Annotated in this window: 12 protein-coding genes and 2 tRNA genes; 8 read left to right on the plus strand and 6 right to left on the minus strand. The window is 40.7% G+C overall.

From position 1 onward, the window contains the following. The 4 genes from B879_RS23145 to B879_RS05675 form a co-directional block, all read left to right on the plus strand. Nucleotides 1–244 (plus strand): hypothetical protein (locus B879_RS23145; protein ID WP_238542087.1); only part of this gene is annotated, 244 nt, incomplete at its 5' end. Nucleotides 245–348: 104 nt separating this feature from the next. Beyond that, nucleotides 349–2,190, plus strand: a complete 1,842-nt coding sequence (locus B879_RS05665) for a TonB-dependent receptor (RefSeq protein WP_009184196.1) — start codon at nt 349–351, stop codon at nt 2,188–2,190. A gap of 129 nt (nt 2,191–2,319) precedes the next feature. After that, nucleotides 2,320–2,394, plus strand: a tRNA-Val gene (locus tag B879_RS05670). Nucleotides 2,395–2,422: 28 nt separating this feature from the next. Beyond that, a tRNA-Val gene (locus B879_RS05675) sits at nt 2,423–2,497 on the plus strand. Between the two features lie 322 nt (nt 2,498–2,819). Here the strand turns inward: B879_RS05675 and amaB are convergent. The 3 genes from amaB to B879_RS05690 all read right to left on the minus strand — a co-directional run bounded on the left by amaB (nt 2,820) and on the right by B879_RS05690 (nt 7,309). Then, nucleotides 2,820–4,364, minus strand: coding sequence for an L-piperidine-6-carboxylate dehydrogenase (gene amaB, locus B879_RS05680; RefSeq protein ID WP_009184197.1), 1,545 nt, complete (start codon nt 4,362–4,364; stop codon nt 2,820–2,822). 65 nt (nt 4,365–4,429) lie between these two features. Further along, nucleotides 4,430–5,536, minus strand: coding sequence for a DUF4421 domain-containing protein (locus B879_RS05685; RefSeq protein WP_238542088.1), 1,107 nt, complete (start codon nt 5,534–5,536; stop codon nt 4,430–4,432). Between the two features lie 570 nt (nt 5,537–6,106). After that, nucleotides 6,107–7,309: a pyridoxal phosphate-dependent aminotransferase gene (locus tag B879_RS05690; RefSeq protein ID WP_009184199.1), complete on the minus strand. Its 1,203-nt coding sequence runs from the start codon at nt 7,307–7,309 to the stop codon at nt 6,107–6,109. A 131-nt stretch (nt 7,310–7,440) separates the two neighbouring features. Here B879_RS05690 and B879_RS05695 point away from each other — a divergent pair, with 131 nt between their 5' ends. The 4 genes from B879_RS05695 to B879_RS05710 all read left to right on the plus strand — a co-directional run bounded on the left by B879_RS05695 (nt 7,441) and on the right by B879_RS05710 (nt 10,245). Then, entirely contained in the window at nt 7,441–8,289 is an 849-nt protein-coding gene (locus tag B879_RS05695; RefSeq protein ID WP_009184200.1) for a toxin-antitoxin system YwqK family antitoxin, read from the plus strand. 85 nt (nt 8,290–8,374) lie between these two features. After that, complete coding sequence (locus tag B879_RS05700; RefSeq protein WP_009184201.1) at nt 8,375–8,806, plus strand: MarR family winged helix-turn-helix transcriptional regulator; 432 nt, start codon at nt 8,375–8,377, stop codon at nt 8,804–8,806. Nucleotides 8,807–8,904: 98 nt separating this feature from the next. Beyond that, entirely contained in the window at nt 8,905–9,909 is a 1,005-nt protein-coding gene (locus B879_RS05705; protein WP_009184202.1) for an NAD(P)/FAD-dependent oxidoreductase, read from the plus strand. A 15-nt stretch (nt 9,910–9,924) separates the two neighbouring features. Then, nucleotides 9,925–10,245, plus strand: a complete 321-nt coding sequence (locus B879_RS05710) for a 2Fe-2S iron-sulfur cluster-binding protein (protein WP_009184203.1) — start codon at nt 9,925–9,927, stop codon at nt 10,243–10,245. Nucleotides 10,246–10,281: 36 nt separating this feature from the next. Here B879_RS05710 and B879_RS05715 read toward each other — a convergent pair whose 3' ends face one another. Genes B879_RS05715 through B879_RS05725 form a run of 3 tightly spaced genes read right to left on the minus strand, consistent with a single transcriptional unit; the run spans nt 10,282 to nt 15,753 of the window. Continuing rightward, a complete protein-coding gene (locus B879_RS05715) occupies nt 10,282–12,174 on the minus strand; it encodes a TIGR00341 family protein (RefSeq protein ID WP_009184204.1) in 1,893 nt (630 codons plus the stop codon). A gap of 31 nt (nt 12,175–12,205) precedes the next feature. Then, on the minus strand, nt 12,206–14,326 hold the full coding sequence (scpA, locus tag B879_RS05720; protein WP_009184205.1) for a methylmalonyl-CoA mutase: 2,121 nt from the start codon (nt 14,324–14,326) through the stop codon (nt 12,206–12,208). Then, the gene (locus B879_RS05725) at nt 14,323–15,753 is read right to left on the minus strand and encodes a methylmalonyl-CoA mutase family protein (protein ID WP_009184206.1); all 1,431 of its coding nucleotides are present in this window, start codon (nt 15,751–15,753) and stop codon (nt 14,323–14,325) included. The genes scpA and B879_RS05725 overlap by 4 nt, the downstream gene beginning before the upstream one ends. Nucleotides 15,754–15,856 lie beyond the last annotated feature (103 nt).

Genomic DNA, 15,856 nt, shown 5'->3' on the forward strand with positions numbered 1-15,856 from the left:
CCAGCTTCAAAGCGGGCGAATGAAGATGTATGCTTATACTTCGAATGAGCCCAATGAAGAAGATGGTATGCCTGAGGCTAGCCTGAAAATTTCGAATTTTGAAATTTTCAAGTGCACGCAAATCAAACTGGATCATTTAATAAGTTTGCACCCGCTTAAAAAGACAAGGCTTAATAAATTGGGTATTCATCAAAATTTAAAGAAATTATTCTCCAATTGGCGTTTTTCAGCACGCCCTAATTAACAGGGTTTAACCTAAGGAATACCCAAATAATTAAGCCTATTTATGGCATTATCAATTGAAGGAAAACATGATTAACTTGCGCGATTATAAAAACCACAACTTTAATGAGATTTTACATTCCCTTTATTTTCATGGCTTTTTGCGTACTGCATGCCAATGCCAATGAAGACAGTACCGCGGTGGACCTTGGAGGTATAACCATCATGGAAAACAGATTGGAAATCCCCTTTAATAAAGTATCCAGAAATATTTCAGTTATCCAGCGTAAAGCCATTGAAACAACCCCGGCAAGAAGCATTCAGGAGGTACTGGCTTTCACCCCGGGGGTAGATGTAAGACAGCGGGGAGTAAGTGGTGTGCAGGCCAATATCGGCATACGCGGGGGAAGTTTTGAGCAAACCCTGGTGCTGCTTAATGGCATTAAACTGACAGATCCTCAAACTGGTAATCATATGATGAACATTCCGGTACCTTTCCAGTCTATTCAAAGAATAGAAGTCTTGAAAGGACCAGGCTCCAGAATTTTTGGACAAAATGCATTTGCCGGTGCCATCAATATCATCACCGAATTGCCCGAAACAAAAAGCTTAAATATCCAGGGCTTCGGAGGTGACTTGGGCATGAGGGGAGGCCATGTGATTGCCTCTTTGCCCGTTGGAAAATACAAACAAACACTGTCTATCTCCCATGATGCTTCAGATGGACATTGGTATAATTCTGATTTTAAAGTCAGCAATGTGTTTTACGAGTCAGGTTATGAATTGAACGATAACCATGAATTCCATGCCATGATGGGTTTCAGCGACCGCAGCTTTGGCGCCAATGGTTTTTACACCAATGCCTTTCCTGACCAATGGGAAAGCCTCCAAACTTACCTTTCTTCGCTCAGCCACACCTATCGCAAGGGTAACTTTTATTTACAAAACAGGGCCTATTGGAGAAGAAACGTGGACGAATTCAGGCTGAGAAGAAATGAACCTGAATTTTTTACAAACAACCACATTTCAGATGTTCTGGCCTTAGAGATCAATGGGGCATATACTTCCAAATGGGGGACGACAGGATTGGGAATCGAAGGCAGAGATGAAAGGATTGACAGTAATAACCTAGGACAAAGAGACCGACAATTCTTAGGACTCTTTGCAGAGCATAGGGTTGAGTTTTTAAATAAATTTGATGCCAGGGCAGGCATTTACTCCAACCTATACGATGAATTTGGCTGGAGGCATTTCCCTGGGGCGGAAGTGGGCTATCAACTCAACAATTACTCCAGGTTTTATTCCAACTTTGGTATGAGTTACCGTATCCCTTCTTTCACAGAACTGTATTATGAAGATCCCAGCAATTTCAGTAATCCCAACTTACTTCCGGAGGAAGCCTGGAATTATGAATTCGGTTGGAAAATAGAAAAAAATAAAATGAGAGGGGAAGTGGTTTATTTTTATAGGTTTACGGAAAACCTTATCGATTACACCAGAAATCCCAGCGATCTGATTCCCAATCCCAACAGGTGGACCCCTGGCAACATCAGTCAGGTCACGTTTAGGGGTGTGGAAACCGCCTTTCAGTACCTTGCCAATTGGGGAGGCAGCCAAGCCAAGCTAAGGGAACTGAGTCTAAGCTATAATTATATCGATGCAGATTTGGTACAGGCCGAGGGTGTAGAGTCCCGTACTGCCCTCAATGCCCTGACCCATCAGGTCATTGCCGGCCTTCAAGCTGAGTTTTTACAGAAATTAGAATTCACCATGAAAGGCCGGTATATGGAAAGAATGGCTTTGGACCCTTATTTTTTATTGGACAGCAGATTGGATTACAACAGGTTGAAGAAATTGGGATTCTTTTTAGAGGTCTCCAACATCACCAATACCGACTACATTGAGGCCGGTTTTGTGCAGATGCCCGCTAGATGGGCGAAGGTGGGGTTTATGGTTAGGTTGGATTGATTTGGAAAAAATTTATTGCTTAAAATCAGATGATTAGTGTATACCAATAAAAATATCAAATCATTGTTTGTAGACAAAAAATTTAAATCATACATTTGCACTCCGTTCTGATAAAGATTAGGATTGTTCGGGATGTTAGCTCAGCTGGTTCAGAGCATCTGCCTTACAAGCAGAGGGTCGGGGGTTCGAATCCCTCACCTCCCACTTAATAAAAAGATTATTAATATTCCTCGGGAGTTTAGCTCAGTTGGTTCAGAGCATCTGCCTTACAAGCAGAGGGTCGGGGGTTCGAATCCCTCAACTCCCACAAAGCCTCATCAGAGGCTTTTTTCATTTTATGGCTTGCTACTTTTATATATTACATTCTGAAATCTTGGGAAAGACAAAAAAACACAAAATCCATAAGTAGGTTTTAAGGGTTTTGAAAGTGGAAACCTCAAGAAGTTTAATGCTCAAAATTAATGAATTAGGCTATACCCGAATCATGCCATCCTAATTATTCTATTCTTTTGTTCTCTTTTGTCTCTTTGTGGTTCATAAATCATTCATCCATTTACACAAAAAAAGCCTCCAAACAGGAGGCTCTTGACATCTTAAGTTTTTCTTACTTTCTGCTAAACGTCAGCTTTTCAAATATCAAACTTTATCCCCTGCGCCAATGGCAGGGCAGTGCTGTAATTGATCGTATTGGTCTGACGGCGCATATAGGCCTTCCAGGAATCAGATCCGGACTCTCTGCCTCCACCGGTTTCCTTCTCACCACCAAAAGCGCCACCGATCTCGGCCCCGGAAGTTCCGATATTCACATTGGCAATTCCGCAGTCCGAACCTGCCGCAGAAAGGAAGGCTTCTGCTTCCCGCATATCCAAGGTCATAATGGCCGAAGACAAGCCCTGAGGCACGCCATTGTGCATGGCTATCGCTTCTTCCAAGGTATTGTATTTCATCAGATATAAGATGGGTGCAAAGGTTTCCTCCTGAACCATTTCGTAATGGCTTTCGGCTTCAACAATACAGGGCTTGACATAACAGCCGGATTCATATCCGGCCCCTTCCAAAACTCCCCCTGGCACTACTTCCTTCCCTCCTTCTGCTTTGACTTTTTCAATGGCCTTCAAGTACATATCTACAGCATCCTTGTCTATCAGTGGGCCCACATGGTTTTTCTCATCCAATGGATTACCGATCACCAACTTGCCGTAAGCCGATGAAAGCCTTTCTTTCACAGTTTCATAAACAGAGGCATGAATGATCAACCTCCTCGTAGAAGTACAGCGCTGACCGGCAGTTCCTACCGCTCCAAACAAAGCCCCTCTGATCGCAATGTCCAAATCGGCATTTTCCGTAATGATGATCCCATTGTTACCTCCAAGTTCCAATAAAGATCTTCCCAATCTGGCAGCTACTTCCTGCCCTACAATTTTACCCATACGGGTAGAACCTGTCGCTGAAATCAAAGGCACCCTTTTATCTTTGGTCATCAGCTCACCTACCCTGTAGTCTCCTACAATTAAATTCGAAATCCCTTCAGGAAGGCCATTCTCCTTAAATACTTTGGCAACAATGTGCTGGCAGGCAACGGCTGAAAGCGGAGCCTTTTCTGAAGGCTTCCAGACACAAACGTCACCACATACCCAGGCGATCATACTGTTCCATGACCAAACTGCCACAGGAAAGTTAAAAGCAGAAATGATACCCACTAGCCCTAGCGGATGCCACTGCTCGTACATCCTATGACCGGGCCTTTCTGAATGCATGGTCAGACCATAAAGCTGTCTGGACAACCCCACAGCAAAATCACAGATATCGATCATTTCCTGCACCTCACCCAACCCTTCTTGATAGGATTTACCCATTTCATAAGAAACCAGTTTACCCAGGTCTTCTTTGGCATCCCGCAGGGCATTGCCTATTTGCCGGATGATTTCTCCTCTTTGAGGGGCAGGTTTCAACCTCCAGGTTTCAAATGCCTCCTTAGCTTTTTGGATGACTGACTCATAACTCTCTTGATCTGTTTCTTGTATTTTCCCTATCACGGCTCCATCTACAGGAGAATAGGAGGCAACATAATTACCTGAAGTTTTCAGCCATTCACCACCTGTGGATGTGCCTAAATTTTCAGCCTTAACGCCTAGCCTCTCCAGGGTTGCTTTGATGCCAAATGTATCCATCATGTTATTTTGGTTTATTCAGTTTCAACAGGAAGGTAAATCTAAATAAAAAATCCCGTGGCAACGGCTTAATTTTTATTCTTTTGTTTCCGATTGATGGGAAGGTATTTCTCGGGATCTATATAATCCAAGTATTTCTGTAACTTAGGACCAGGCTGGAAACGATAGATAAAATTGATCCGGTAATTGCCCGTAACGAAAGCTGAATTAAAATCTTCCACTTTTGAAAAGCGGACATAACTTCTTACATAATTGGCGTTCAATGACCATTTGGGTCCGTTATAACCTATAAAACCTCTTCCAAAAAAATTAGGCTGAACACCCCATCTATATTCCCTGCCTCTTTCCAGGTCAAGGAAACTTCTTCCCAGATCAAGATTGGCAGATAACATCCCTGTGATGAAAAACCTCTTCCAAAAAACCAAAGTATGAACATATCCTGCATTGGGACCTATTTGAAAGAATCCTAAGCCAGAAAAATTTCTATTGATAGGGACTGCTTCAGTTGAGAGCATCAACCCTTCATTATTGGCCCAGCCTCCATATACTTCAAACCCTGCCAGAAAACTTCCTGCAGATTTCCTTTGCCAGGCACTCTGTAAAAATGCAGCCTTCATGGAAAGCTTATCTCCGGAAAATAAATATTGAAAATTACCTCCAATCATCCTTAAGCGAAGGTCCGGATAAATAGACCCTAATACACCAGGGATATCGGCATTGAAATTTTGCACGAAATAGCCCCTGTAAAACTGACCGAAAAGATCAATGACAAAATTCTTGGGATATATATGTGCCTGCAAATCCAGCCATTGGGTCTCACCAGTGCCCCTGTCAGGATTCATAAAACCAAAACCAGCAGCTAAATTGAGGGTGAAATCATTGTAAGTAGCACCAACCCCTAAATTCAATGTAGTATTTGGCTCAAATCGCCACCGGTAATCATTGAATTTGTCATTCACAATCAAAGAAGTATATTTCCTTGAGGTATAAGCTCTCGTGGTGAGCTTGTTTTTATAATCAACATAGTAGGTACTATCCTGTGCTGCAAGACCTTTTAAAAGAAAGAGGGGAGGAAAAAACAAGACAACACTGAAGAGAAAAAAAACTTTTTTATAACGATTGGGATTGACACCATACAATTTACAAATTCTCAGCGGCCAAAAAAATTCCGCCAAGGCGGAATTTAAACTTAAGTGAAGGTCGGAAAAAGTAATTCTCAAAACAACCTTCATCTTATTTCATGCAAAAACAAATAGCAGAAAAAGTTGCTTAATCACCCGAGACAAATATAGATAAGTTTTGAAGTTAATTCCAAAAAACAACTTGGATTTTTTTGATTTTTTAGCAAAAAAGTAACAATTAGCACTGAACGACAAATTTAAAATATGCAAATTTTTGTATATTAAACGTAATAAAGACAGATTTCATTATTTTTCCAGCATTATTGAATTTAAAAAATAGTTTCCTAATTAATTTTTATAAATACATTTTTTTGTATCTTAAAATATTTTAAAGTGATTTTATTTAATTTTTTAAAAATATAGTTTCCAACAAACTTCCTTAGCAAATAAAACTTGACTTAAAATGTATTTATAAAAACCATGATTTTATACAGTTCAATAAATTCTTGTTTTTTTAATGTTTTTTAGAGTGAGATTTATTGAAAAATCCTATTACATACTTGACTAAAATCAAAAAAGCCTTCCAGTTTTGGAAGGCTTTTGAACTATCATATTGCATTAAGCCTACTGTATGCGGGCACAAGCTTCTTTAATCCGTTTAATTGCCTCAATAAGCTCTTCTTCAGAAGCTGCATAGGAGATCCTAACACAATTCGGAGCCCCAAATGCCTCACCGGTCACAAGCGAAACGTTTGCTTTTTCCAAAATATAAAGACAAAAATCGTCAGCATTCTTAATCTGAAAACCGTCCACTGATTTTCCAAAAAAATGAGAAACTTCTGGAAAGAAATAAAAAGCACCTTCTGGCACATGTGTTTTGAAACCAGGAATTTCTTGGATAAGCTGTAACACGAGATCCCTCCTTTTCAAATACGCTTTTTCCATTTCTTTGGAGGGAGATTGATCACCCGAAATTGCGGCCAAAGCAGCCCTTTGTGCAATACCAGTACCACCGGAGGTAAATTGCCCTTGCATTTTTTCACAGGCTTTGGCAATAAATAAAGGTGCACAAATATATCCTACCCTCCAGCCAGTCATGGCATATCCTTTTGAAAAGCCATTTACCGTGATGGTCCTGTCAAACATACCTGGAAATGAACCTATACTTGCATGATTGCCTGTAAAATTGATCAATTCATAAATTTCATCGGCAATGACAAACAAATTTTCCCTTTTCTTTACTACCTCAGCGATAGCCTCAAGTTCTTCCTTACTGAATACCGATCCCGTAGGGTTACAAGGAGAAGAGTATATAATTGCTTTGGTTTTATCGGTAAGTGCTGACGCTAATTGCTGAGCTGTAGCCTTAAAATTATTTTCTAAATCCCCTTCTATTAATACGGGGACACCTCCTGCCAATTTGATGATTTCCGCATAGGAAACCCAATAAGGAGAAAATATGACTACTTCATCTCCTTCATTCAGGAGGCACATAAATACATTGGCAATACTATGCTTGGCACCTGTTGAAACCACAATGTTTTCAGCCTTGGCCTCAGCAATATGGTTTTCTTCCCTCAGCTTTTTAGCAATTGCCTCTCTAAGGTCTTGATAACCAGCCACTGGAGGATAAGCAAAGTATTTGCCTTCATCAATGGCATTCTTGGCAGCTTCCTGAATATGTTTAGGCGTTTTAAAATCCGGTTCTCCTAAACTCAAGCTGATGATATCGATACCTTGGGACTTTAATTCACGGGCTTTTTTTGCCATGGCCAAAGTGGCCGACTCTTCCATTTGGATGATCCTTTCGGATAACATTTCAGTCATATTTTGGTAGGTTTGATATACGCGTTCAAAAATACGGATTACAATTATTAATTTTACCTTAAACTTGGAATTGATTTTGTATTTGTAACTTTATCGTAAAATAAACACAGCAAAACCTGCGTTACAAACACATGATCCGTAAACTCATATTAGTTTTAATTCTGGTACAGCTGAGCCAGGCGGTTCAAGCTCAAAAAAAACGAAAAGAGGAAAAAGCAGAAGACCCCGATTCCAGTGGGGTTGTGAATGATATTTTAATGCCTACCAGCCTTCCTCTGTTGTTTTTTGACGAAACAGAAAGAAAAGAAAAGAAGAAAAAGGAAAAGAAGTCAAAAAAGAAAAATATCTATTATGGGCAAAAAACCAAAAGGGTAAGGATAAAAACCACATTTCGTAGCCAGACACAATTCCAAAACTTTTTCATTACCCACGAAAAAAAGGTCATTGATCCCTATATCAGGGATATCTTTTGGTATGACAAAAAAGATGACGTCATAAGAAACCGTGATTTTGATCCAAGCAGGGGATATCTATTACATGGCCCCTATACCAAATCTATTGACGAAACAGTGGTTGAGGAGGGCAATTATTATTTTGGCACCAGACATGGGATTTGGTTAACTTTCGACAACAAAAGTGTCCTGCAGAATAAGCTCCACTTTTATGAAGGATGGCCAAAGGACTCAAGAGTATCTTATTATAGCAAAGCAGACAACAAAATCGAAACGCTTACACCCATTGAATACGATCTGAAAGAGGGTAATTTTTTTCATTTCTATGAAGATGGTCAGATTGCTGTTTCCGGAGAATACCATTATGGAGAAAGAGTGGGCTTATGGACAGAGTATTGGGACAACAAAAATAAAGTCATCAGAAAAAGGGAAATACAGTATCAGGAGCAGCCTTTCACCAAAAACTTCAGGCCATTTATACGAGCAGAATGGGACAAGGAAGGAAACTTGGTATATAGAAAAGATTGATTTTTACCCATCATTAGCCGCATATTCGATCCGTTAAATCGTATTTCCGATAAAATGACTTATCTTTGTCGTGCTAATTATTTGTATGACACAGGAACAGTTCAGTAAGTACTCCTTTCTATTGGACCGCACGGCCAGGACGGTTAAGCAATACGCCCAAAGGAAATTCAAACTTGGGGATTTTGACATTACAGTCGATCAGTGGCTGATCATGAAAAACCTATCCGAAAATGAATTACTGAGTCAAGCAGAGCTTGCCCAATTGGTATTCAAAGACCAACCTACCTTAACTAGAATCATCGACATTCTTAGCAAAAAGGGCTATGTAGCACGTAAACCTCACCCACAGGACAGGAGAAGCTTTCAACTGATACTGACAGATGCTGGAAAAAATAAAGTTAAAGAACTGAAACCTCAAGTTGCCTCCATTAGGGAAAAGGCCTGGGAGAACCTTGATGAATCTGATTTTGAAGAGTTTAAAAGAATTCTGAATACCATTTATAACAATTTGTCATAATTAAGTAAGGCATATAATGTATTTACTTGTTATGCTAATTATATTTACACGAACAAAAAAGTCCTCAATTGGTTGTACCAATTAAACGAACACGAACCATGATTACTACTGACATTTGTATCATCGGAGCAGGGCCGGTTGGCCTATTTGCAGTATTTGAAGCAGGTCTGCTCAAAATGCGTTGCCATCTCATCGACTACTTACCTCAGGTAGGGGGTCAGCTGTCTGAAATCTATCCCCAGAAGCCCATTTATGACATCCCTGGATATCCTGAGATCAAAGCCCAGGAGTTGGTAGATAATCTGATGGATCAAATCAAACCCTTCAAGCCTACCTTTACCTTAGGGGAGCGCGTAGACCATTTGGCCAAGCAGGCGGATGGTTCGTACATTATCACCACCAATGACAACACGCAAGTCCATGCCCAAGTGATTGTAATTGCCGGTGGATTAGGTGTTTTTGAGCCAAGAAAGCCTGTTTTGGAGAATTTAGATCATTTTGAAGGAAAAGGAGTAGCCTACATGGTGAAAAATCCGGAAACCTTCAGGAACAAAAAGGTAGTACTTGCCGGAGGAGGCGACTCAGCTTTGGATTGGACCATTTATTTGGCCAATGTGGCAGAAAGAGTAACGCTTGTACACAGAAATGAAACTTTTAGAGGAGCACCGGACTCTGCGGCAAAAGTTTTTGACCTGGCCAACAATGGTAAAATTGACCTGATCTTATCAGCCAACTTGAAAGAATTGAATGGCAATGGTAAGCTTTCCAGCATCAAGTTAGAAAGTAAAAACAAAGAGGAACTGACTATCGATACAGATTATTTGATCCCGCTTTTTGGTCTGAGTCCAAAATTAGGCCCAATCGCCGACTGGGGTTTGAATATTGACAAAAACGCCATAGAGGTGGATACCAGGGATTATTCCACAGGCGTGGAAAGGATCTATGCGATTGGAGACATCAATACTTATCCCGGCAAATTGAAACTGATTCTTTGTGGCTTCCATGAAGCCGCCATTATGATGCATTCAGCCTTTAAGTACGTCTATCCGGATCAAAAATTAAGCTTTAAATATACTACCGTAAACGGAGTGAATGCATTTTAATCTTACATTTGCGCCATGGTAACATTTACAGTAGAAGACCAAGAAGGTAACAGGCAGGAAATCGAGGCACCCGACGACATGGGTCTCAGCCTGATGGAGATTTTAAAAGCTTCAGAATATCCAATTCTAGCAACCTGCGGTGGTATGGCCTTATGTGCCACCTGCCATGTAGAAATATTGGAAGGTGAAAATGAGCTAGGTGAAGCAACAGACGCCGAATTAGATCAATTAGAAAATTTGCCTGAATATTTCCCTACCAGCAGGTTAGCCTGTCAGATAAGAATCAGCCCTTTATTAGAGGGCGCTGTGATCAAATTAAGAGGAGAAGACAACTGATATTAAAAAAGTGGCATTTACTTAAAATGCCACTTTTTACATTTTAATCGCTACTGATAATTCTATTTCTACATCCTGCCTGATTACTTCAGATATCTCTTTTTTGATCGCCGAAAGCTCATTGATATCCAAAGGCGTTTCAGAGACAATCGTCACTGATAGTTTCAATGGTTTGACTTGGATTACGCCCACTTCCCGTACAACACCTTGAGCAATCTCTTTTCCACTAAGTTCTTGAATAATTTTATTCTCCTTAACCATTTCTGAAAAACCGAAAGCTAAAGGCGCGCTGATTATCCCTACAAAAATCAATGAGATGAACAGCCCTTTTCTTGCTAGCCTAAAGGGACTGAATCCCAAAAACAAAAACGTCAAAGCAGCAGAAAGTACCATACCTGCCAAATTGGTTCCTAATAGCAGTAAAGCTCCCCAAAAAACCGACCAATTTCCCCAGCCAAATCCAATTCCCGAAACTGCCAATGGTGGAACAAGGGCAACGGCAATGGCCACTCCTGCCAAAGTTTTTGCTATTTCTTTTTTAGCATGGGCATAGGCGCCCGCAACACCCGATGCAGCTGCTACCCCAAGATCAAGAAGATTTGGCCTTATCCGAGCTAAAATTTCGCCATTCATAGTATTTAATGGCGTAAGCCAAGTGATGATAATTGCAAAAATATATCCAAGTGCCATTCCAAAACCGATTGTTTTAAAACTATCACTTATCAGTTTTTGATCTTGTCTCAAAACCCCCATACCTAAGGATATTATAGGAGCCATTAAAGGAGCAAGAATCATTGCACCTATAATAACTGGAGAGGAGTTACCAAAAAGACCAAATGTGGCAATTACTGTAGAGATTGCCATCAATACCAAATAGCTTGAATTTAACTGAGAGTTTTCCCTTAAGATTGTAAAAAGCCATTTAAACTCTTCTGTGGTTGCATGATTGGTCAGAGGGAGGCTTTTTCTAAGCAATTCCACCCTAAGTTCTCCTTGGGGCAAATTTTGGGTCTTAAATATTTTAGAACTCTTGACCTCTTTGTTGGTCTCCAAAAATTTTCCTGGAACTACATTAATCAGTTTGGGTTTGACCTCCAAAAAAATTTCTTTGGAGCTCAGCAAAATATTATCTATTGCAAAATCAATATTTTTTTTACTGAATATTTGAATTTTATCAGTTTTAAGATGGGCCACATAGTTAGGCAGTTTCTGATGCTTAGCAGACTTGAAAATACTATAAAGCCCAAATTTAAAAACTTCCCATATACTTTTCGGGGCAAGTACTAGACAATTCATCATCCCGTCATTTGGATCAGAATCCTCCAACATCCTCCTCGAAAGGAGCGAACTTTTGCCATGTTGAACAACTAACATTCCCAGCGCAGCCGTATCAATTGCATGTTCTCTCATTTCATCACTTTCAATGGACCAATTAATTGAAAGATCGTGTAAGTGAGCTTTTTTAAGGGAACTTAGAAAACGTTTTATCCTCAGATAATATTTCAAAAATCCGGATTTCCCCAAATCCCCAGCATGTAAAAGGCTAAAGGTATTGCCAATGACCATGGAATTAAAAACGGGCTGATCATTGACATAGAGCATATCCATTTCTACTGTTTCTTCTCTACTGAGTATGTTTTCAACAGAAAGTTCCAGATTGGATGACACCCCAAAACCTTGGGCGACCTCAGCAAGTTCAGGATGTGGTAGAAATCCAATTTTCCAATGCTTTTGGATAATGGAATTGATGATATCTCTAAATTGTTGATCCGATACGTAAAATACCAGAAAATCACTCTCCCCAAATTCAAATGTCTTACACTTACTAAAAGGGACAGTAATTTTCAGGTTACTTCCAAATAAAGGAATAACCTTTTGCTGAACCAGTTCAGTTAATTTATCATCAAAAACCAGTGTTATGGATTTCATATCATTTACAAAAAACTACTTACTCAACGTATCATGTTTCCATAAGTTTATTCAAAATATCAATAGCTGCTTTTGCTATCACAGTCCCCGGGCCAAAAACGGCAGCCACTCCGGCAGCATAAAGAAAATCATAATCTTTGGGAGGGATCACCCCTCCTGCAATTACCATGATGTCCTCCCTGCCCAATTTTTTCAATTCCTCAATCAGTGCGGGCACCAATGTTTTATGTCCTGCCGCTAAGGATGATGCCCCTACTACATGTACATCATTTTCCACCGCTTGCATGGCCACTTCCTCCGGTGTCTGAAACAGGGGACCTATATCTACATCAAAGCCCAAATCTGCAAATCCGGTAGCAATGACTTTGGCCCCTCTGTCATGGCCATCTTGTCCCATTTTGGCCACCATAATTCTAGGTCTTCTCCCCTCCAGTTCTGCAAAACGGTTGGCCAATGCCTGAGCCTCTTTGAAACTTTTATCGTCTTTTGCTTCCCCTGAATACACGCCTGAGATGGATTTTACAGTAGCTTTATGTCTTCCAAATTCTTTTTCCATAGCAAAAGAAATTTCTCCTAAAGTAGCTCTTTTTCTGGCCGCATCCACAGCCAAAGCCAAGAGATTTCCTTCACCAGTACCAGCTGCTCGGGTTATGGCCTCCAAAGCCAATACTACCTCCTCTTGGTTTCTTGTTGCCTTTAACTCACCGAGTCGCTGAATTTGCTTTTCCCTTACAGTCTTATTGTCCACCTCCAAAATCTCAAACGCATCCTCTTCTTCTGTCTGATACCTGTTTACCCCAACTATCACATCTTTCCCACTGTCAATTCGGGCCTGCTTGCGTGCAGCAGCTTCTTCAATTCGCATTTTGGGAATACCAGCTTCTATGGCCTTGGCCATTCCGCCCAATTCCTCCACTTCTTGAATTAATGCCCAGGCTTTTCCCAGCAATTGATCTGTCAGATATTCCAAATAATACGACCCACCCCAAGGGTCAACCACCTTTGTGATACCCGTTTCTTCCTGCAAGTAAAGTTGGGTATTTCTGGCTATCCTAGCTGAAAAATCCGTTGGCAGAGCAATGGCCTCATCAAATGAATTGGTATGTAAGGATTGGGTATGCCCCAAAACGGCAGCCATGGCCTCAACAGCAGTCCTTGTAACATTATTAAAAGCATCCTGCTCAGTGAGGGACCAACCTGAAGTCTGACAATGTGTTCTTAGAGCCAGAGATTTGGGGTCTTTTGGGTTAAAACCCTTAACCAATTTGGCCCACAAAAGTCTGCCTGCACGCATCTTGGCAATCTCCATGAAGTGGTTCATCCCTATGGCCCAAAAAAAGGAAAGCCTAGGCGCAAAATCATCAATATCCAATCCAGCCGCGATTCCAGCTTTCAGGTACTCCAATCCATCTGCCAAGGTATAGGCCAATTCAAGTTCTGCTGTGGCACCAGCCTCCTGCATATGGTAACCTGAAATGGAAATAGAATTGAATTTGGGCATATTTTTGGAGGTGTATTCAAAAATATCCGCTATGATTCTCATCGAAGGTTGTGGAGGATAAATGTAAGTATTCCTTACCATGAACTCCTTCAGAATATCATTTTGGATCGTACCGCTGAGCTGCTCTGCTTTCACTCCCTGCTCCTCTGCAGCGACAATATAAAACGCCAAAATTGGAATTACGGCTCCATTCATAGTCATCGAAACAGACATTTGATCCAAGGGAATTCCATCAAACAACAGCTTTATATCCAAAATAGAGTCAATGGCTACGCCTGCTTTTCCTACATCCCCAACTACCCTTGGATGGTCTGAGTCATAACCCCTGTGGGTTGCCAGGTCAAAAGCCACTGAAAGTCCCTTTTGACCTGCAGCCAGATTTCTCCTATAAAATGCATTTGACTCTTCTGCAGTTGAAAATCCAGCATATTGCCGAATTGTCCAAGGCCGCATCACATACATGGTGCTATAAGGCCCTCTGAGATAAGGAGGTACTCCCGCTGCAAAATCCTTATGGAAAATGGATTGATATACCTTATCCGAAAACTGCGACGGCACTACAACTTTTTCTGCTGTTTCCCAAAACGCTTCAGTAAAGGTTCTGTTTTCTTTATTACTTGAAAATGATAGGTTTTCTAAATGCGGTCTCATGATGAAATTCTTGATTTTTCCTCTAACAATTCAGTTTCTCTTGCCCCAAAAAGTTGCCAATCTGCTTCCTGGATTTCATCATTTACAGTAAACCGAAGCACATCCTTATCCTGTCTGTACCTGTTGGCTCCTATCTTAACCACTTCCCCATTCAGCACTTCCACCTGACGCTTATTCCTACGGCCCTTAATGGTCTCTTGCATACTTTTATCGGAAAACATCTTGTACCAACCACCCTGTTGCTCGATAATGAGCAGTTCGGCCTTCAGTTTATCCAGCAAATGAGCAGTCAGGCTTTCGATAAAAAAGCTGCCTGCTACAGGATCTACTACCTTATCCAAATAGCTTTCTTCCTTCAGTATATTGGAAATATTTCTTGACATCCTGCGTGAAAAAGCCGTGGTGATACCTGTAACCTCATCATGCGGCCTTATCCAAAGGGCATTACAGCCTCCCAGGATAGCCGCCATTCCTTCCGTAGTGTTTCTTAGCATATTGGTATAAACGTCTAACCTGGACTTGGTCCAAGTACTGCTTTGACAAAAAACCTTTATATCCTCTGTAGGAAAGTTTACACTGTACAATTGTGCCAGGGCCTCATAAAAAATCCTTGCTGTCCTGACCTTGCTGATCTCCTCAAAATAGCGGGCACCAACCGAAAATCGCAACATGGTGTTTTTGAAAATGGCCTCTGATTGCATTCCCATCTCAGTCAGCTTATCAAGAAGCTCTATAAAGCCGGCAAAGGTATATTTCAACTCGTCCAAGACAGTACCTCCTGCCTCATGATAAACGGAGAAATCTAGCGTCAAAGCAGAAAAATCAGGGAATTCCGACAGTCCTTTAATCAATGATTTGGCGACATTTATTTTTTCTTCCAGCTTTCCTTCTACTTTCAAAAGGCCGGAAAGGGGATCCCACAACAACCCGCCATTCAGCTGTTCTTTATCAAATCCTTTTGTCTTTGCCCACTTCAATAAGTTATTCATTACATCTGTAGGACATACTCCTTCTTCAGGTTTGATATATAGCTGGATGTAGGCTATTTCAACATTTTTGAGCAGGGCATCTAAATCGGTATTCGCCGAAACCTGCAAAAACAAGGCATCACAACCATTCATCAACCCTTCTAAAATCTGTTTATTACCTTCTTTGGTATCAGTTTCGGATACAAAAAGGACATTTGACCAAACCCTGGGCGAAAGCCCTGGAATTTTGGGGGCTGGATGAAATTTATTTTGATAAACTTTAAGGTCTTTCGAGATGACAGCATCTTCAGCGGTATAGAAGGGCCAAATTTTTATCCCATCCAAGGTTTCAGAAACAAGCGCCTCACGGAAATCCTTACCCTTCAGGTCTTTAGTTGCCTGTTCTATCCATTGTGACTTACTGATGGGGTCAAAATCATCAAAAAGGTTATTTTTCATAGTGGATTCATATTATTCGGTATCATACCAAATTTAAGCTTGAGGTGTAAATATAGTTAAAGTTTAAAGGTTATCTTTACCTCAAAAATAAACGGTAGATATT

Origin of the sequence: Cecembia lonarensis LW9 (assembly GCF_000298295.1) — a bacterium.
Taxonomy (GTDB): domain Bacteria; phylum Bacteroidota; class Bacteroidia; order Cytophagales; family Cyclobacteriaceae; genus Cecembia; species Cecembia lonarensis.